Source organism: Halomonas sp. PAMB 3232 (genome assembly GCF_031954225.1).
GTDB lineage: Bacteria > Pseudomonadota > Gammaproteobacteria > Pseudomonadales > Halomonadaceae > Vreelandella.
On sequence record NZ_CP134865.1, the window covers coordinates 2,596,993 to 2,615,462 of the forward strand.

Sequence of the window (18,470 nt, forward strand, 5' to 3'; positions counted from 1 at the left end):
TTTCTCGCTAGGCTAAGCGATCACTACGGCCGGCGGAGACGACCTTGCATATTGCCGACATCACCATGTTTCACGCCCCGGCTAGCGGCGGCGTGCGTACCTACCTGCAGGCCAAGCACCGCGTGCTGCAAGCGAACGGCGTTCGCACCAGCCTGCTGGTGCCCGGCGCCGAGCGCGACAGCCTGAACGATCGCCATACGCTGCCCGCGCTCAACCTGCCGTTGGGCCAGGGCTACCGCTTTCCGCTGCGCCGCGGGCCCTGGCGCGAAGCGCTCGTGAACCTTGCACCGAACGTCATCGAAGCCGGCGACCCCTACGTGACCGCCTGGGCCGCGCTCGAGGCCGGCCAGCGCCTTGGCGTTCCGGTGGTGGGCTTCTACCACTCTGATCTGCCCCGGCTGATGGGCGACCGCTTCGGCCACCGCGTACAGCGCCGCCTGATTCGCTACGTGGCCGATCTCTATAACCGTTTCGACAGCGTGCTCGCGCCCTGTCAGGCCATGGCGGATCGTCTTCTGGACTGGGGCGTCAATGACGTGCGCGTTCAGTCGCTGGGCGTGGACCTCGAGCGCTTTCATCCGCGCCATGCCGACCCTGCCTTGCGAACGCGCTACGGGATTGCCGAGCACAAGCGGCTGCTGATTTTCGTCGGGCGCTTTTCACGGGAGAAAAACATCGACGTGCTGCTCTCGACCATGAAGCACCTGGGCGAGGAGTATCATCTTCTGCTGATGGGCCCGGGGATGCCGACGCGCGTGCCCGCCAACGTGACCAGCGTGAGCCGCTGCTGCGGCGCTTTCGAGGTCGCGGCGGCGCTGGCCGCCAGCGACGCGCTGCTGCACGCCGGCACCCGCGAGACGTTTGGGCTGATCGCCCAGGAAGCGATGGCCAGCGGCCTGCCGGTGGTGGGCGCGCGCGCCGGGGCGCTGATCGAGAACGTGCCGTTGGGCGCCGGCGTGTTATGCCCGCCGCTCGACCCCGCCGCCATGGCCGATGCCTGCCGGGCACTGTTCGATAACGACATCGCCGCCAGCGGCCGCTATGCCCGCCACTTCGTCGAGCGCCGGTTTGGCTGGGAAAGCGTTATCGTTGACCTGCTTGGCCACTACAAAACGCTGGCCGGCGAGCAAAGCCATGTCCATCCCCGCGCTCTCAGCCGCTAAGCCTACCCGGCGCCTGCACGCGCTGCCGGTGGTTTTGCTGCTGGCGGCCGTTGTCGCGCCCCTGGTGCTGGTTTTGCTGGCCGGCGGGCGCGAAGCGCTTTTATACGCCCGGGCGTTTCCAACGAGCCTGCTGGGGCTGATGGTCGTCATTGCCGCGGTGTGCTGGAACATCAACGCCCTTCGGCTACGCCTGATGCTGGGAATCGGCACGCTGAATCAGCGCAGCGCGCTGGGTATCGAGCTTGCGGCCAAGTTCGCGCTGTGCGCCACGCCCGGCGGCAGCGGCGGCCCGGTCACACTGCTGGCGCTGCTTTCCAGGCGTGGCGTGCCGCCGGCCAAAGGCACCGCGGTGTTTCTCATCGACCAGGGCTGCGACTCGCTCTTTTTTCTGAGCATGCTGGGCTTGGCGGTCGCGGCCTCGCTGATCGGCGAGACGCGCTGGCCTCATCAGGGGCTGATCGAGGCCGCCCTGCTGGGCCTTGGCGTTTTGATCACGCTCTTCGTGCTCGTGATCCTGTATTTACCCAGGCTTTTGCGACTGCGCCCTAAAGCGCGCCCGCAGGCTGTACGGCGGCGCTGGCTGGCGCGGCGGCTGCTGCGCGGCCGGCGGGCGCTGGCGATGACATTGCGCCTGCCCAAACCGACGCTTGCCGCCATTTTGCTGCTCACCGCGCTTCACTGGATGCTGCGCTATAGCCTCTTGTTCATCGCGGTGATCGGCGTGGGTGGCCAGGCGGACTGGCTCTGGACGTTTCTCATTCAGATGCTGGCGATGGCGGCCAGTCAGCTAAGCTTTTTGCCCGGTGGTGCGGGCGCGGCGGAGCTGGGGGTCGGCACCCTGCTGCTGCCCTTGATGGCGCAAGAGCAGGCGGCGGCGGCGGTGCTGGTGTGGCGGCTGGTGAGCTATCACCTGTATCTCGGCGTGGGAGCGCCGGTATTTTTGCTGCTGGGCGCGCGCTGGCTCAAGCGGGTGTAAACGAGGCGCAATAAACAACCAACGGCCAGAGACTAAAAAGGGCACCCGAAGGTGCCCTTTTGACGTACGCGTGAACCGAGCGGCAACACTTACCAGCCGGTCGCTTCCTTCAGCGCATCGCCGATGTCGGCCAGCGAGCGAACGGTTTTGACACCCGCCGCTTCGAGCGCGCCGAACTTATCGTCCGCCGTGCCTTTACCGCCGGAGATGATCGCACCGGCGTGGCCCATGCGCTTACCGGGAGGCGCAGTCACGCCCGCGATGTAGGCAACGACCGGCTTGGAGACGTTGTCCTTGATGTAGGCCGCCGCTTCTTCTTCCGCGGTGCCGCCGATCTCGCCGATCATGACGATCGCTTCGGTTTTCGGGTCCTTCTCGAACATCTCGAGGATGTCGATGAAGTTGGAGCCCGGAATCGGGTCGCCGCCGATGCCCACACAGGTGGACTGGCCGAAGCCGTGATCAGTGGTCTGCTTGACCGCTTCATAGGTCAGCGTGCCCGAGCGAGAGACGATGCCCACACGGCCCGGCTGGTGGATATGACCGGGCATGATGCCGATCTTGGTCTCACCGGGGGTGATGACGCCGGGGCAGTTCGGGCCGATCAGGCGAACGCCGAGCTCGTCGCATTTTACTTTCGCTTCGAGCATGTCAAGCGTTGCAATACCTTCGGTGATGCACACGATCAGCTTGATACCGGCATTGGCGGCTTCAAGGATGGAGTCCTTGCAGAACGCCGCGGGTACGTAGATCACGCTGGCTTCGGCGCCGGTTTCCTTGACCGCTTCTTTCACGGTGTTGAAGACCGGCAGGCCCAGATGCGTTTGGCCGCCCTTGCCCGGCGTGACACCGCCGACCATCTGCGTGCCATAGGCAATCGCCTGCTCGGAGTGGAACGTGCCCTGGCCACCGGTGAACCCCTGGCAGATGACCTTGGTGTTCTTGTCGATCAGGATACTCATTACTTGCCCTCCGCTGCTTTGACGACCTGCTGAGCGGCGTCGCTCAGGCTGGTGGCAGCGATGATGTTCAAACCGCTGGAGGCCAGCTTCTCGGCACCCAGCTCGGCGTTGTTACCTTCCAGACGCACGACGACCGGTACGTTGACACCAACCTGCTCGACGGCACCGATGATGCCTTCCGCGATCATGTCGCAGCGCACGATACCGCCGAAGATGTTGACCAGTACGGCCTTGACGTTGTCGTCAGACAGGATGATCTTGAACGCCTCGGCTACGCGCTCTTTGGTCGCGCCGCCGCCTACGTCCAGGAAGTTGGCCGGCTTGCCGCCAGACAGGTTGACGATGTCCATGGTGCCCATCGCCAGGCCCGCGCCGTTGACCATGCAGCCGATGTTGCCGTCGAGCGCTACGTAGTTAAGCTCCCACTTGGCCGCATCCGCTTCACGCTGGTCTTCCTGGCTCGGGTCACGCATTTCCTGCAGGTCCGGATGACGGTACAGCGCATTGCTGTCGAGGCCGAGTTTGGCGTCGAGGCAGTGCAGGTTACCTTCATCGGTAATGACCAGCGGGTTGATTTCCAGAAGCGCCAGATCCTTGTCGTGGAACAGCTTGGAAAGCCCCAGGAAGATCTTGGTGAACTGCTTGATCTGGTCGCCTTTCAGGCCCAGTTGGAAAGCGAGCTCACGCGCCTGGTAGGGCTGTGCGCCGACCAGCGGATCGATCTCGGCTTTCAGAATCTTTTCTGGTGTCTCTTCGGCGACGGTTTCAATGTCGACACCGCCTTCGGTGGACGCCATGAAGACAACGCGACGGCTGGTACGATCGACGACCGCGCCCAGATACAGCTCATCGGCGATGTCGGTGCAGTTTTCGACCAGAATCTTGGCAACCGGCTGACCTTTTTCGTCGGTCTGGTAGGTGACGAGATTCTTGCCCAGCCACTGCTCGGCGAAGGCTTTCGCTTCTGCCGGGTCCTTGATCAGCTTGACGCCGCCCGCTTTACCGCGGCCGCCTGCGTGAACCTGAGCCTTGACGACCCACATTTCACCGCCGATTTTTTTGCACGCTTCTACCGCTTCTTCCGGCGTGTCCACGGCAAAGCCCTTGGATACCGGCAAGCCATAATCGGCAAACAGCTGTTTGCCCTGATACTCGTGAAGGTTCATCGATTCATGCCATTGGTTGCATGTGACTCGAACGATGGCCGATGCCGGGCACCGGCCATCCCCGTGCCTCGATCCGAAAACCGGCCGAGGCGTTGCGCCACCTCAGGGTGACGCCTGGTTATTACACAATCTATTGACTACGCAGCGTTGTTAGCCAGCGCCGTCACGGACTTACTTGCGCTTTTTGCGGTTCGCCATGTGAATGGCGTGCCCGTCCACGGCCAGCGCGGCTTCGTGTACCGCTTCCGACATGGTGGGGTGGGCATAGCAGGTCAGCGCCAGATCTTCGGCGCTGGAGCCAAACTCCATCGCGATCACGGCCTGTGCGATCAGCTCGCCGGCGTGCTGACCGACGATGTGTACGCCCAGGATGCGATCGGTTTCGGCGTCGGCGATCACCTTGGCGCTACCTTCGGTGGCGTTGTTCGCCATGGCGCGGCCGCTGGCAGCAAACGGGAAGGTACCGGTCTTGACTTCGATACCCTTGGACTTGGCGTCCTGCTCGGTCAAACCGACCCAGGCAACTTCCGGGGCGGTGTAGATGACACAGGGAATGGCGTCGTAGTTCATCTCGGCTTTATGGCCGGCGATGATGTCCGCCACCATGATGCCCTCTTCTGAGGCCTTGTGCGCCAGCATCTGACCGCGAACGCAGTCGCCGATGGCGTAAACGCCCGGCACGTTGGTGCGGCACTGGTCGTCGACGAAGATGAAGCCGCGCTCGTCGAGCTCGATGCTGACATCATCACTGATCACGCCCTTGGTGTAGGGGCGACGGCCAACGCAGACGATCAGCTTGTCGAAGGTGATTTCCTGCTCGCCGTCACCGTCGGTGTACTTGACGACGACTTCGTTGTCCTTCACTTCGGAACCGGTGACGCGGGCGCCGAGTTTGATGTCCAGGCCCTGCTTTTTCAGCAGTTTCTGGGTTTCCTTGGCAACGGTCGTGTCGACCATCGGCAGGAAAGTGTCCATCGCCTCGAGCACGGTGACGTCAGAACCCAGACGGTTCCAGACGCTACCGAGTTCCAGGCCGATGACGCCGGCACCGATCACGCCCAGACGCTTAGGCGCGTCCTTGAATTCGAGCGCGCCGGTAGAGTCGACGATCAGATCGTCGGTCAGCGGCGTCGGCGGGATTTCGACCGGCACGGAGCCGGCGGCGATGACGATGTTGTCGGCTTCGTATGTGGTGGCGTTGCCGTCCAGGTCGGTGACTTCGACCTGGTTGTTGGCAACGACTTTACCGGTACCGTCGATCGCGGTGACGCCGTTGGCCTTGAACAGCCCAGAGATGCCGCCGGTCAAGTTCTTAACGATCTTGTCCTTGCGGGCCATCATTTTGGTGACGTCCATGGAAACGTCGCCGGCCTGAATGCCCAGGTCGTCGAAGTCGTGCTTGGCTTCGACGTACTTGTGCGAGGCTTCCAGCAGCGCCTTGGACGGAATGCAGCCCACGTTCAGGCAGGTACCGCCGTGAACCACGTTGCCTTCCTTGCCCTGCCACTTCTCGACACAGGCAACTTTCTGACCCAGCTGCGCGGCGCGAATGGCGGCCACGTAGCCACCGGGGCCGGCACCGATAACGATTACATCAAACTTGTCAGCCATGTTGGCTCCTTTCGCTTGGTGACCCTGAATGCGTGCGGCTCGATTGTGCCAATCGAAACACGACGTCGGGGCCTTGTGCGATAACTTGAAACACCTGAACGGAATGTCGAGATTCGCCGCCGGGCCTTGACCCGGCGGCGAAAGACGTTACACGTCGAGCAGCAGACGCGCCGGGTCTTCGAGCAGTTCCTTGATGGTGACGAGGAACTGGACTGCGTCCTTACCGTCGATCATGCGGTGATCGTAAGAGAGCGCCAGGTACATCATCGGGCGCACTTCGACCTTGCCGTTGACCGCCATCGGGCGTTCCTGGATCTTGTGCATGCCCAGGATGGCCGTTTGCGGCGGGTTGATGATCGGCGTCGAGAGCAGCGAGCCGAAGATACCGCCGTTGGTGATGGTGAAGGTACCGCCCTGCATTTCGTCGATGCCGAGCTTGCCGTCACGGGCACGCTTGCCGAAGTCGACGATGCCTTTTTCGACATCGGCGATCTTCATGGCGTCGGTGTCGCGCAGTACCGGCACGACCAGACCGCGGTCGGTGGATACGGCCACACCGATGTCCTGGTAGCCATGGTAGACGATCTCGTCACCGTCGATGGAGGCGTTGACGTCCGGGAAGCGCTTGAGCGCTTCAGACGCCGCCTTGACGAAGAAGCCCATGAAGCCGAGCTTGACGTCGTGCGCCTTCTGGAAGGTGTCCTTGTACTGCGCGCGCAGGTTCATCACCGCGCCCATGTCCACCTCGTTGTAGGTGGTGAGCATGGCAGCGGTCTGCTGGGCTTCGACCAGCCGCTTGGCGATGGTCTTGCGCAGACGCGTCATCGGCACGCGCTTCTCGGCGCGTTCGCCTTCCGCAGCGGCCGGTGCGGCGGCTTTCTTCGCCGGGGCGGAGGATTTCGAAGACTTCTTGGCGCTGCCGTCTTTCACGGCTTTTTGCACGTCTTCCTTCAGGATGCGGCCACCCTTGCCGGTACCTTCGATTTTCGCCACGTCGAGATCGTTTTCGGCGATCATCTTGCGCGCCGCCGGGGCGACGATCTTGTCGCCGACTTTCTCATCGGCGCCTTCGTCGCTTTCGCTTTCAGAAGCCTTGCCGGCGCTGTCGTCTGACTTGCTGTCGCCGCCTTCGCTACCGCCGCCTTCAGAGAAGATGGCCAGTACCGCTTCGGACTCGACCTGGCTGCCCTCTTCGGCCTTGATCTCGGCAAGCGCGCCGTCCGCCGGTGCGACGACTTCAAGCACGACCTTGTCGGTTTCGATGTCCGCCAGCACTTCATCGCGCTTCACGGCTTCGCCGACTTTCTTGTGCCAGGTAGCGACGGTGCCTTCCTGAACCGACTCCGGGAAGCTCGGTGCCTTGACGTCGTGCTGCTTGCCGCCGCCGGATTTTTCCTGCTTGGGGGCCTGCTTCTCGTCGCCGCCGTCTTTTTCCTGCTTCTCGCCGTCGTCTTTTTCGGCTTTTTCGGCTTTCTCTTCACCGCCGCCGCTTGCTTCGCCGATCTTGCCCAGCACCTGCTCGGACTCGACGGTATCACCCTCTTCGGCCATCACGTCGGTCAACGTGCCTGCTTCCGGGGCCACGACTTCGAGTACGACCTTGTCGGTTTCGATCTCGACGATCAGCTCGTCGCGCTCGACGCTGTCACCCGGCTTCTTGTGCCAAGCGGCGACCGTGCCCTCGGCAACGGATTCCGGAAAGGTTGGCGCTTTGATATCAGTTGCCATGTCATTTCCCTTAATAGGTTCTCTAAACCCGGTGGCCGCTTATAGGTTAAAAGCGTCTTCCACCAGCTGGCGCTGCTGTTCAGTATGAACGGACATGTAACCTGCCGCGGGTGCCGCAGAGGCCGGACGTCCAGCAAATTTCAATTCGCGGCCGAGGCCGTTTTTGAGCATGTCGGCGACGGTGCGCATGTGATGCTGGCTCGGGTACCAGGCGCCCTGGTTCATCGGCTCTTCCTGACACCAGACGATATCCTCGAGGTTCGGGTACGTCTCCAGCACTTCGAGAAGCTCTTCCTTCGGGAAGGGATAAAGCTGCTCGAGGCGAATGATCGCCGTGTCGTTACGCTCGTACTCGGCGCGCCAGTTGGCGAGATCGTAGTAGACCTTGCCGGCACACATGATGACCCGCGTCACTTCTTCCGCCGGGCGCTCGGCCTGGTCGGGCAGCACCATGTGGAATTTGCCCTGAGCCAGATCCTCGAGACTCGAGGTCGCATCCTTGTGGCGCAAAAGCGACTTCGGCGTCATCACGATCAGCGGTTTACGCAGCGGGCGGATGACCTGACGGCGCAGCAGATGGAAAATCTGCGCCGGCGTGGTCGGCACGCACACCTGCATGTTGTGCTCGGCGCACATTTGCAGGAAACGCTCCAGGCGTGCCGAGGAGTGCTCGGGGCCCTGACCTTCGTAGCCGTGAGGCAGCAGCATGGTCAAGCCGCAAAGCCGTCCCCACTTGGTCTCGCCGGAGGAGATGAACTGATCCACCACCACCTGGGCACCGTTGAAGAAGTCACCGAACTGCGCTTCCCAGATCACCAGATCGTTGGGCGCGGTGGTCGAGTAGCCGTATTCGAACGCCAGCACCGCCTCTTCCGAGAGGATGGAGTCGTGAATGGTGAAGCGCGGCTGACCATCGGCGATGTTCTGCAGCGGGACGTAGGTGGTGCCGTCCTTCTGGTTGTGGATCACGGCGTGGCGGTGCGAGAAGGTACCGCGGCCCACGTCCTGACCGGTGATGCGGATCGGGTGGTGCTGATCCAAAAGCGTGGCGTAGGCCAGCGTCTCGGCGAAGCCCCAGTTCACGCCCATGCCGCCGGCCTGCATCTTGCGCCGGTCTTCATAGATCTTGGCGACCTGGCGCTGCACGTCAACCCCGTCCGGGATTTCGCACATCTTCGCGGCGAGCTGCTGCAGGCGCTTCATGTCGACGGTGGTATCGGCATCACCGGACCACTCGTGGCCAAGGTACGGCGCCCAGTCGACGAACAGCGACTTGTTGGGCTCCTGAACCAGGGCGTTGGCGACGTGATTACCGGCGACCAGATCGTCGCGGTAGGTTTCGATCATCGCCTTGGCGTCCTCTTCCGAGAGCACGCCTTGCTCGACCAACCGCTTGGCGTAGAGCGTACGCGAAGAGGCGTGGTCCTTGATCTTGGCGTACATCATCGGCTGGGTGCCGGAGGGCTCGTCCGCCTCGTTGTGACCACGACGGCGGTAGCAGACCAGATCGATCACCACGTCCTTCTTGAACTGCTGACGGTAATCCAGCGCCACCTGGGCTGCGTGGATCACCGCGTCCGGGTCGTCGCCGTTGACGTGGAAGATCGGCGCCTGAACCATCTTGGCGATGTCGGTGCAGTACTCCGTCGAGCGGGCGTCCAGCGGGTTCGAGGTGGTGAAACCGACCTGGTTGTTGATGACGATATGCACCGTACCGCCGGTCTTGTAGGCACGGGTCTGGGACATCTGGAATGTCTCCATGACCACGCCCTGGCCGGCAAAGGCCGCGTCGCCGTGTACGTTGATCGGCAGCACCTTGCTGCCGTCGGTGTCCTGACGGCGGTCCTGACGAGCGCGCACCGAGCCTTCGACTACGGGGGCGACGATCTCGAGGTGCGACGGGTTGAAGGACATCGCCAGATGCACTTCACCGCCGGGTGACATGACGTTCGAGCTGAAGCCCTGGTGGTACTTGACGTCGCCGGAGCCGCGCTCGATCACTTTCTTGCCGTCGAACTCGTCGATCAGATCCGCCGGGTTCTTGCCCAGAATGTTGACCAGCAGGTTCAAGCGGCCGCGGTGGGCCATGCCGATCACGACTTCCTTGGTGCCGTAGCCGCCGGCGCGCTGAATCAGCTCGTCCATCATCGGCACGAACGTCTCACCGCCTTCCAGACCGAAGCGCTTGGTGCCCGGGTACTTGGAAGCGAGGTAGTTTTCGAGGCCTTCCGCGGCGGTCAGGCGCTCGAGCACGTGCTTGCGCACGTCTTCGCTAAACGTGGGCGCACTTCTGACCGATTCGAAACGGCGCTGCAGCCAGCGCTTCTCTTCGGTATCGACGATGTGCATGATCTCGCAGCCGATCGAGCGACAGTAGGTCTGCTCGAGCGCGTCGACGATGTCACGCAGCGGGGCCTTGTCGATGCCCAGAAAGAAGGAGCCGGTCTGGAATTCGGTATCGAGATCCGCTTTGGAAAGCTGATGAAAGGACAGATCAAGATCCGGAATGGGGGTAGGATTTCGCAGGCCAAGCGGGTCGATATTCGCCTTTTGATGGCCGCGAAAGCGATACGCGTTGATCAACTGCAGGACCTTGACCTGCTTTTTGTTCTCACCGCTGTCGACCTGGGCTACGCCCTGACCGGGCCGGCTTTCGCGGCCAAGCTGATAGAACTGATCACGAATGGGGCTAAGCGGAACATCCTGGGAGGCACTGTCGTCGGACTCGCGCAGCTCTTTGAAATAGCGGCGCCACTCGTCGGGGACAGAATCGGGATCGTCGAGGTACTGCTCGTAAAGCGCTTCCACGTAGTGAACATTGCCGCCACTCACGTGAGAGGAACGCCACATCAACTCCATTATGCCTTGTTGCATCTCTCGGTCACCCTACACTGATGGGGTGGTATCGGTATCGCTGCACCATGCGGCGACATCGCTTGTGCCCTGCCGGCGGGGCGATTCAAAGACCGGCGGCACCGACCAAAGGCCGGAAACCTTCACGTGGTTCAATATCCAGCAATTCGCTAGCAGTTCATGCTCAAAAGCCGGTACAAGGGCACCGGCTTTTAAACGTGGCTGTTTGATACTGCGACGCAGCGTCGCACCACATGTCGTACTCTATGATAACAAGCGAAGCGCCGGGATTTAAGTAACTTTGTACGACAACCTGCACTTCACTTGTCTTTTTTCAAAAGATTAACGAGTTACGTGGCATCCGCCAGCAGCATTTCGCGAATCTTGCCGATCGCGCGGGTCGGGTTGAGCCCTTTGGGGCATACCGCCACGCAGTTCATGATGCCGCGGCAGCGGAACACGGAGAACGGATCTTCCAGGTCGGTCAGGCGCTCGCGGGTGGCGTTATCGCGCGTATCCGCCAGGAAGCGGTAGGACTGCAAGAGCCCCGCCGGGCCGACGAACTTGTCCGGATTCCACCAGAACGACGGGCACGAGGTCGAGCAGCACGCGCACAGAATGCACTCGTACAGACCGTCGAGCTTGTCGCGGTCTTCCGGCGACTGCAAACGCTCGATGGCCGGCGCCGGGGTATCGTTTTGCAGGTACGGCTGGATGCGCTCGTACTGCTTATAGAAGATACCCATATCCACGACCATGTCGCGGATGACCGGCAGACCCGGCAGCGGACGCAGGGTCAGCTTGCCGTTTTTGACCACGTCGGACAGCGGCGTGATGCACGCCAATCCGTTTTTGCCGTTCATGTTCATGCCGTCGGAACCGCACACGCCTTCGCGGCAGCTGCGGCGAAACGCCAGGCCGCTGTCCTGCTCTTTCATCATGTGCAGAACGTCCAGCACCATCACGTCGCGACCCTTGGTGTCGACCTGAAACTCCTGCATATAGGGTGCGGAGTCGGTTTCCGGGTTGTAACGGTATATCGATACCTGAAGATTGGACATTGTGACTCCCTCTCAGTACACAGACTGACTCAGTACGAAGATTAGTAGGTACGAACCTTCGGCTCGAACGTATCAACGGTTTTCGGCTTGAAGTTGACGTCGCGCTGCTTCAGCTCTTTAGTGAGCGGGAAGTAGAGCGAGTGTTTCAGCCAGTTGACATCATCACGGTCAGGATAATCGTAGCGCGAGTGCGCACCACGGCTCTCTTTACGCTCGAGGGCAGCAATCGCCGTTGCTTCAGCCACTTCCATCAGGTTATCGAGCTCGAGCGCTTCAACACGCGCCGTGTTGAAAGCGTTGGACTTGTCCGGCAGGTGCGCGTTGGCAATACGCTTACGCAGCTCGGACAGCTTCTGTACGCCTTCCTGCATGTTGTCCTCTTTACGGAACACACCGAAAGAGTTCTGCATGATGTCCTGAAGCTCGGCCTTGAGCTCGGGAATGCTTTCGCCACCTTCGGACTCGTTCCAGCGGGTGATGCGCTTCATCGCAGTTTCGATGTCGGACTCGGACGCGTCCAGGTACTCGATACCTTCGTTGAGCGCGCCTTCGATGAACATGCCCGCTGCGCGGCCGAAGACCACGAGATCCAGAAGCGAGTTGCCGCCCAGGCGGTTGGCGCCGTGCACCGATACGCAAGCTGCTTCGCCACAGGCAAACAGACCGTTGATGATCTGATCTTCGCCGGACTCGTTTTGCATGATGGCCTGACCGTGAACGTTGGTCGGGATACCGCCCATCATGTAGTGGCAGGTCGGTACGACCGGGATCGGATCCTTGGCCGGGTCGACGTGGGCGAAGGTCTTGGAGAGCTCGACGATCCCCGGTAGACGCTTGCCCAGTACCTCTTCACCCAGGTGATCGAGCTTCAGGAAGACGTGGTCGCCCTTGTCGCCACAGCCGCGGCCTTCGAGGATCTCCATGACCATGGAGCGAGCAACGACGTCGCGGCCGGCCAGGTCCTTGGCGTTGGGCGCGTAGCGCTCCATGAAGCGCTCGCCATCCTTGTTGATCAGGTAGCCACCCTCGCCGCGGCACCCTTCGGTGACCAGCGTGCCGGCACCGTAGATACCGGTCGGGTGGAACTGCCACATCTCCATGTCCTGCATGGGGAAGCCGGCGCGCAGCGCCATGCCGATACCGTCACCGGTATTGATCAGGGCGTTGGTGGTCGAGGCGTAGATACGACCCGCGCCGCCGGTGGCGAGCACCGTGGCCTTGGATTTGACGTGAACCACTTCACCGGTCTCGATGCACATGGCGATACAGCCCACGACGTCACCGCTGGCATTCTTGACCAGATCCACCGCGTACCACTCGTTCAAGAACGTGGTGTTGTTCTTGAGGTTGTTCTGGTAAAGCGTGTGCAACAGCGCATGGCCGGTACGGTCGGCGGCGGCGCAAGTACGCGCGGCCTGGCCGCCTTCACCGAAGTTCTTCGACTGGCCGCCGAAGGGGCGCTGGTAGATACGGCCGTTATCGAAACGCGAGAACGGAAGCCCCATGTGCTCGAGTTCGAACACCGCTTTCGGGCCTTCGGAACACATGTACTCGGCAGCGTCCTGGTCGGCGATGTAGTCACCGCCCTTGACGGTGTCGTACATGTGCCAGCGCCAGTCATCGTCCGGGTCGGACGAGGCGATCGCGCAGGTGATGCCGCCCTGAGCCGATACGGTGTGCGAACGGGTCGGGAACACTTTAGAGAGAACCGCTGTCTTCTTGCCGGACTTGGCAAGTTCCAGAGCAGCGCGCAGGCCAGAGCCACCGCCACCGATGATGATGGCGTCAAACGTCAGGCTACGAAGGTTAGACATGGATTAAGCTCCCCACAGAATTTGAATGCCCCAGACCAGGTAAACGAAGATGGCCAGAATGATGAGCGCCTGGGCACCGACACGCAGACGAGTGGACTTGAGGTAGTCGGTGGTGACTGTCCAAAGGCCAATCCAGGCGTGCGCGGCGATAGAGATGAAGGCCAAAAGCGAGAAGATCCGCATCCAGATCTGGTTGAAAAGCCCGCTCCAGGTGTAATAGTCAAGGTCGGGGTTGAACAGCAGGTAGCCCACGATGAACAGCGTATAGAGCGCAAGAATCACGGCGGATACGCGCTGCATGAGCCAGTCGGAGAGGCCGCTACGACCGAAACTCGTAATGTTGGTTACCATACCCAAACTCCTGCCAAGATGATGAGGACTGCGCTAACGACGACGGTGATCTGCGCTTTTTGAACGCTACCTTCCAGGGTGACACCGATATCGGCATCCATCAGCAGGTGCTTAATACCCGCCACGAAGTGAAAGGCCAGCGCAGACAGCAGGCCCCAGGCAACGAACTTGGCGAGAATGTTGGTGGCCAGCGCGTCACGCACGGCATCGAAACCGGCCGGTGAAGAGAGGGATTCCCCCAGTGCCCAGAAGGCAAAGATCAGGCCGACGAACAGGATGACACCCGTAATACGGTGTGTGATCGACGTCAGCGCTGGCAGAGGAAAGTGGATTGTCGAAAGGTCCAGGTTTACGGGTCGTTTGCTATTCACGGCGTTATACACACTCTTTTGGCCCACTCTGCGAAGGTTCGGGCTAACCCCGAGCGGGCAGTGGTTGCTGGAAGGGGCTCGGCCGTTGCCAAGTCGCATCCGACTAATTAGAGGTCGGTCGCGCGCGGTGGATTATAAGAACCTTCGCCCCGGCTTACAAACCGAACACAGGTCTAACTCGACTGTAACTGCAAAAAATTGCTGCCAGGTAGAGTCGATTTTGCGTTGCAGCATGACTATAGTATTCGATAGACCGCTAGCTTCATAAGCCTGTTAACCGCTTTATTCTAGTACGTCTGAAGAATAATTTCTTCACCCGCCCCCAGAAATTAGACAAAAGCACGACGAGATAATAGCTTTTGTACAATTACGGCGACTATTAAGGCTAATTGACAAAAAGTCGCACGCTTCTATAGTAGGCGAGCCTTTTCGCCGGCGCGGTAAGCGAAACAACGACTTTACGTCCCAAACCGAATTCGAAAGGAGGCCTTCATGGCTGACAGGAAAGCGACCTTGACGGTAGACGGTCTTGACCCGATCGAGCTACCCATTTATTCCGGCACGCTGGGCCCCGACGTCGTCGACGTCCGCGGTCTGGGTGGCGAAGGCCTGTTTACCTACGACCCTGGCTTCATGTCCACCTCTTCCTGCCAATCCGCGATCACTTATATCGATGGCGGCAAGGGCATGCTGCTGCATCGCGGCTACCCGATCGACCAGCTAGCCAAAGAGTCCAATTTCGTAGAGGTTTGCTACACCCTGCTGTTCGGCGAACTGCCGACTGAAGAGCAGTACGCGGATTTCGAAACCCGCATTCGTAACCACACCATGGTTCACGATCAGATCAACAACTTCTTCAAGGGTTTCCGCCGCGACGCGCACCCAATGTCGATTCTGTGTGGCGTCGTGGGCGGTCTGGCCGCGTTCTACCATGACCATATGGACATCACCCAGCAGGAAGATCGTGAAATCAGCGCCATTCGCCTGATCGCGAAGATGCCCACGCTTGCCGCGATGTCGCACAAGTACAATGTTGGCCAGCCGTTCAACTACCCGCGCAACGACCTGAGCTATGCAGAGAACTTTCTCTACATGATGTTCAGCAACCCGTGCGAGGAGTACAAGATTAACCCGGTCTACGCCAAGGCGATGGACCGCATCTTCATGCTCCACGCCGACCACGAGCAGAACGCCTCCACCTCCACGGTGCGCCTGGCAGGCTCGACCGGTGCCAACCCGTTCGCCTGCATCAGTGCCGGCATCGCAGCGCTTTGGGGTCCGGCCCACGGCGGCGCCAACGAGGCGGTACTGGCGATGCTCGACGAGATCGGTGATGACTCGGAAGAGAACATCCAGCGCTTCGTCGACAAGGCGAAAGACAAGGAAGACCCGTTCAAGCTGATGGGTTTTGGCCACCGCGTCTACCGCAACTTCGACCCGCGCGCCAAGGTGATGAAAGAGAGCTGCGACGAAGTGCTGGCCGAGCTCGGTATGGCCGACGACCCGCAGCTCAAGATCGCCAAGCGCCTCGAGCAGATCGCGCTGGAAGACGAATACTTCATCGAGCGCAAGCTCTACCCGAACGTCGACTTCTATTCCGGCATCATCCTGAAGGCCATGGGCATTCCGACCAACATGTTCACCGTGATCTTTGCCGTATCACGTACCATCGGCTGGATCTCGCACTGGAACGAAATGCTCAGCGAGAGCTACAAGATCGGTCGCCCGCGCCAGCTCTACACCGGCCACGACAAGCGCGACTACCCCAGCAAGAAGTAACGCGCCATAGTGCATGAGCAAATACAGTGCATGAGCAAATCATGCACCATCAAGAGGCCGCCTTAGGGCGGCCTCTTTGCGTCAGGGCGAATACGCACATTGCGCCCCCCGCCTTGCCCGGCACGCCATGAGCGCCGCAGCGCCCTCTCCTGCTTATATATAGCCAATCAATAGCTACCCCGTGAGCAAGCACGCTTTCGCCACAAGAAGCTTTTCAGAGCCCCTTACACCCCGTGCACGGCAAGTACCCACCGCATGTAAAAACCATGCACAGCGCCGCCTCTTCGAACGCTAAAAAGTCGACGATTTCGACCATTTTTGCCTTGACAATTTTCCAACACGGCAAGGAAATCGCGTTTTCCACACTATCTGTGGATAACCCTGTTTACAACCATCATAAAACGTCCCGAAATCGCCATGAACAGTGGCTTTTCTTTAAATTGGTTACTTTTTGATCTAATGTAAGTTGCTGATTTTATTAAACTAATCTTAAATCGCTGATTTTTTGGGCAGTTGGACAGCTCTTGTGCACAACCCGCCCTACGGAACAGATCAAGTGGACAAGTCAAGCCCAAAAAGGCAAAAAATGGTTTGAATCGCGAGGTTCAAACGACAGAAATTCTCGCTAACCCATGTTAAGGGTGCGATATAAAGAGGAGTTAAAAAGAGTGTTTCTGAAGGAAGGATTGTGGCGTCCCATAGGGGGTTCGAACCCCTGTTACCGCCGTGAAAGGGCGGTGTCCTGGACCACTAGACGAATGGGACGTGTAATCACAAACTTGCGGTGGTGGAGCCTAGCGGGATCGAACCGCTGACCTCGACACTGCCAGTGTCGCGCTCTCCCAGCTGAGCTAAGGCCCCACGTGTCGTGAAGACGATGCGTATAGTACTGATTAGCCTCGCCTTCGTCAACCAGAAAAGCGGCGAATTCACGCTCGGCTTAAAGCACGGCCCGCCCGGTTGGCGGGCCGTGGCTAACGAATGGGGGCCTAGAGCGCGCGAAACTCTTTTTCGAAGCGTTTCGCCTGCTTTTTGGAGACCCCACCAAGCACGACGATGGCGTGACGAAGCCGCGCGCGGGTCACGTCAGAGCCCAGAATCGCCATGGCATCCATGACCGAGGTGCTCGCGCTCGAGCCGGTGATGGCAATGAACACCGGCGCCAAAAACGCCTTCATCTTGAGATCGAAGGCGCCGGCCAGCGTCTGAACCTCGGCCAGAAGCGCCTCCTTGTTCCAGGCCGGCACCGTTTCGAAGCGCCACACCAGAAACTGCAGAAGCTTGACCAGCTCCTCGCGTTCGAGCTTCACGCTTTCGAAGTCGGCTTCCGTGATGGCGGGCAGCCCGGAGAAGAAGTGGCCGGCCAGCGGCGCGACCTGAGAGAGCGTTTCCACCCGGGTGCGCACCTGGGGCAGAATCTGGCGCACATACTCTTCGTTGAACGCCCATTCTCTGAGCGCCTTGAGCAGCGCGTCATCGTCCATGTCTTCACGTATATAGACGCCGTTGAGCCAGGTGAGCTTTTCGAGATCGAACACCGGCCCGCCCAGCGATACGCGCTGGATATCGAAAGCGTCCATCATCTCCTGAAGGCTGAACTTCTCGCGCTCGTCGGGCATCGACCAGCCCATGCGGCCCAGGTAATTGGTGACGGCCTGGGGCAGAAAGCCCATGCGGCGGTAGTAGTTGATCGAGGTCGGATTCTTGCGCTTGGAGAGCTTCGACTTGTCCGGGTTGCGCAACAGCGGCATGTGGCAAAGTACCGGCATCTCCCAGCCAAAGTACTCGTACAGAAGCTTGTGCTTGGGCGCGGAGTTGATCCACTCCTCGCCGCGCAGCACGTGGGTGATCCCCATCAGGTGATCATCCACCACGTTGGCCATGTGGTAGGTCGGCATGCCGTCGGACTTGACCAGAATCTGGGCGTCCACCTGAGCCCAGTCCACCTCGATGCGACCACGCAGCATATCCTCGACTACGCACACGCCTTCGACGGGAACGTTCATGCGCACGACGAACGGCCAGTTCTCGGCTTCGCGGCGCGCCTGCTCGGCGTCATCCAGCGCCAGATCCGCCGGTTTGAGCGCCAGCTGCAGGCCGGCTTCCTTGCGCGCCTCGCGAAGCTCATCGAGCTCTTCGCTGGTGCGATAGCATTTGAAGGCGTGGCCGGCGTCGAGCAGCTTCTGAGCGTGCTCGGCGTAAATGTCGCCGCGCTCGCTTTGCCGGTACGGGCCGTGCGGGCCGCCCACGTCCGGGCCTTCGTCCCACTCGATGCCCAGCCAGCGCAGCGAGTCCAGAATCATCTGCTCGGATTCCGCCGTCGAGCGCACCTGGTCGGTGTCCTCGATACGCAAAATGAATTCGCCGCCCTGCTTTCGCGCAAAGCACAGATTGAACAGCGCAATATACGCCGTGCCGACGTGGGGGTCTCCCGTAGGAGAAGGCGCTATACGCGTGCGTACGGTCATTCAGATATCCTTTTAACATCGAGCGTGGGCGCCATTATACGCGCCCAATGATCATCAGACAGCCTATCGATGGAACATCCTGGCCGGTTTGGCGTCCTAACGAAAGTTGCTAAGGATATAGCAGCTGCTTCCGGAGGGTCTTTGCTATTTTGGGCACACTGCCTATG

At 60.5% G+C, this 18,470-nt stretch carries 13 protein-coding genes and 2 tRNA genes; 3 read left to right on the forward strand and 12 right to left on the reverse strand.

Features of this window, described 5'->3' with window-relative positions; all coding sequences use genetic code 11:
• Positions 1-44: 44 nt before the first annotated feature.
• Together RN346_RS11915 and RN346_RS11920 are read left to right on the forward strand one after the other, a co-directional pair.
• Complete coding sequence (locus tag RN346_RS11915; protein ID WP_311961223.1) at positions 45-1,163, forward strand: glycosyltransferase; 1,119 nt, start codon at positions 45-47, stop codon at positions 1,161-1,163.
• A complete protein-coding gene (locus RN346_RS11920) occupies positions 1,135-2,139 on the forward strand; it encodes a lysylphosphatidylglycerol synthase transmembrane domain-containing protein (RefSeq protein ID WP_311961224.1) in 1,005 nt (334 codons plus the stop codon). Before RN346_RS11915 ends, RN346_RS11920 begins: the two co-directional genes overlap by 29 nt.
• An 89-nt stretch (positions 2,140-2,228) precedes the next feature.
• Here RN346_RS11920 and sucD read toward each other — a convergent pair whose 3' ends face one another.
• The 9 genes from sucD to sdhC all read right to left on the reverse strand — a co-directional run bounded on the left by sucD (position 2,229) and on the right by sdhC (position 14,056).
• Positions 2,229-3,101, reverse strand: a complete 873-nt coding sequence (gene sucD / locus RN346_RS11925) for a succinate--CoA ligase subunit alpha (protein WP_263586603.1) — start codon at positions 3,099-3,101, stop codon at positions 2,229-2,231.
• Positions 3,101-4,267 carry an ADP-forming succinate--CoA ligase subunit beta gene (sucC, locus tag RN346_RS11930; protein WP_263586602.1) on the reverse strand — a complete coding sequence of 389 codons (1,167 nt, stop codon included), beginning with the start codon at positions 4,265-4,267 and terminating at the stop codon, positions 3,101-3,103. Before sucC ends, sucD begins: the two co-directional genes overlap by 1 nt.
• Before the next feature lie 171 nt (positions 4,268-4,438).
• Complete coding sequence (gene lpdA, locus RN346_RS11935; protein ID WP_263586601.1) at positions 4,439-5,878, reverse strand: dihydrolipoyl dehydrogenase; 1,440 nt, start codon at positions 5,876-5,878, stop codon at positions 4,439-4,441.
• A 147-nt stretch (positions 5,879-6,025) separates the two neighbouring features.
• On the reverse strand, positions 6,026-7,606 hold the full coding sequence (gene odhB / locus RN346_RS11940; protein WP_311961225.1) for a 2-oxoglutarate dehydrogenase complex dihydrolipoyllysine-residue succinyltransferase: 1,581 nt from the start codon (positions 7,604-7,606) through the stop codon (positions 6,026-6,028).
• Positions 7,607-7,645: 39 nt separating this feature from the next.
• Positions 7,646-10,480: a 2-oxoglutarate dehydrogenase E1 component gene (locus RN346_RS11945; RefSeq protein ID WP_311958352.1), complete on the reverse strand. Its 2,835-nt coding sequence runs from the start codon at positions 10,478-10,480 to the stop codon at positions 7,646-7,648.
• 329 nt (positions 10,481-10,809) lie between these two features.
• Positions 10,810-11,520: a succinate dehydrogenase iron-sulfur subunit gene (locus tag RN346_RS11950; RefSeq protein ID WP_252106674.1), complete on the reverse strand. Its 711-nt coding sequence runs from the start codon at positions 11,518-11,520 to the stop codon at positions 10,810-10,812.
• Positions 11,521-11,561: 41 nt separating this feature from the next.
• The gene (gene sdhA, locus RN346_RS11955) at positions 11,562-13,334 is read right to left on the reverse strand and encodes a succinate dehydrogenase flavoprotein subunit (RefSeq protein WP_263586598.1); all 1,773 of its coding nucleotides are present in this window, start codon (positions 13,332-13,334) and stop codon (positions 11,562-11,564) included.
• Positions 13,335-13,337: 3 nt separating this feature from the next.
• Positions 13,338-13,685 carry a succinate dehydrogenase, hydrophobic membrane anchor protein gene (sdhD, locus tag RN346_RS11960; RefSeq protein ID WP_252106672.1) on the reverse strand — a complete coding sequence of 116 codons (348 nt, stop codon included), beginning with the start codon at positions 13,683-13,685 and terminating at the stop codon, positions 13,338-13,340.
• Positions 13,679-14,056, reverse strand: coding sequence for a succinate dehydrogenase, cytochrome b556 subunit (sdhC, locus tag RN346_RS11965; RefSeq protein ID WP_252106671.1), 378 nt, complete (start codon positions 14,054-14,056; stop codon positions 13,679-13,681). Before sdhC ends, sdhD begins: the two co-directional genes overlap by 7 nt.
• A gap of 492 nt (positions 14,057-14,548) precedes the next feature.
• Between sdhC and gltA the strand changes: the two genes are divergently transcribed.
• On the forward strand, positions 14,549-15,835 hold the full coding sequence (gene gltA, locus RN346_RS11970; RefSeq protein ID WP_311961226.1) for a citrate synthase: 1,287 nt from the start codon (positions 14,549-14,551) through the stop codon (positions 15,833-15,835).
• A gap of 689 nt (positions 15,836-16,524) precedes the next feature.
• Here the strand turns inward: gltA and RN346_RS11975 are convergent.
• The 3 genes from RN346_RS11975 to gltX all read right to left on the reverse strand — a co-directional run bounded on the left by RN346_RS11975 (position 16,525) and on the right by gltX (position 18,303).
• Positions 16,525-16,600, reverse strand: a tRNA-Glu gene (locus RN346_RS11975).
• A 20-nt stretch (positions 16,601-16,620) separates the two neighbouring features.
• Positions 16,621-16,696 (reverse strand) — tRNA-Ala (locus tag RN346_RS11980).
• Positions 16,697-16,824: 128 nt separating this feature from the next.
• Complete coding sequence (gene gltX / locus RN346_RS11985) at positions 16,825-18,303, reverse strand: glutamate--tRNA ligase (RefSeq protein WP_311961227.1); 1,479 nt, start codon at positions 18,301-18,303, stop codon at positions 16,825-16,827.
• Positions 18,304-18,470: the final 167 nt, after the last annotated feature.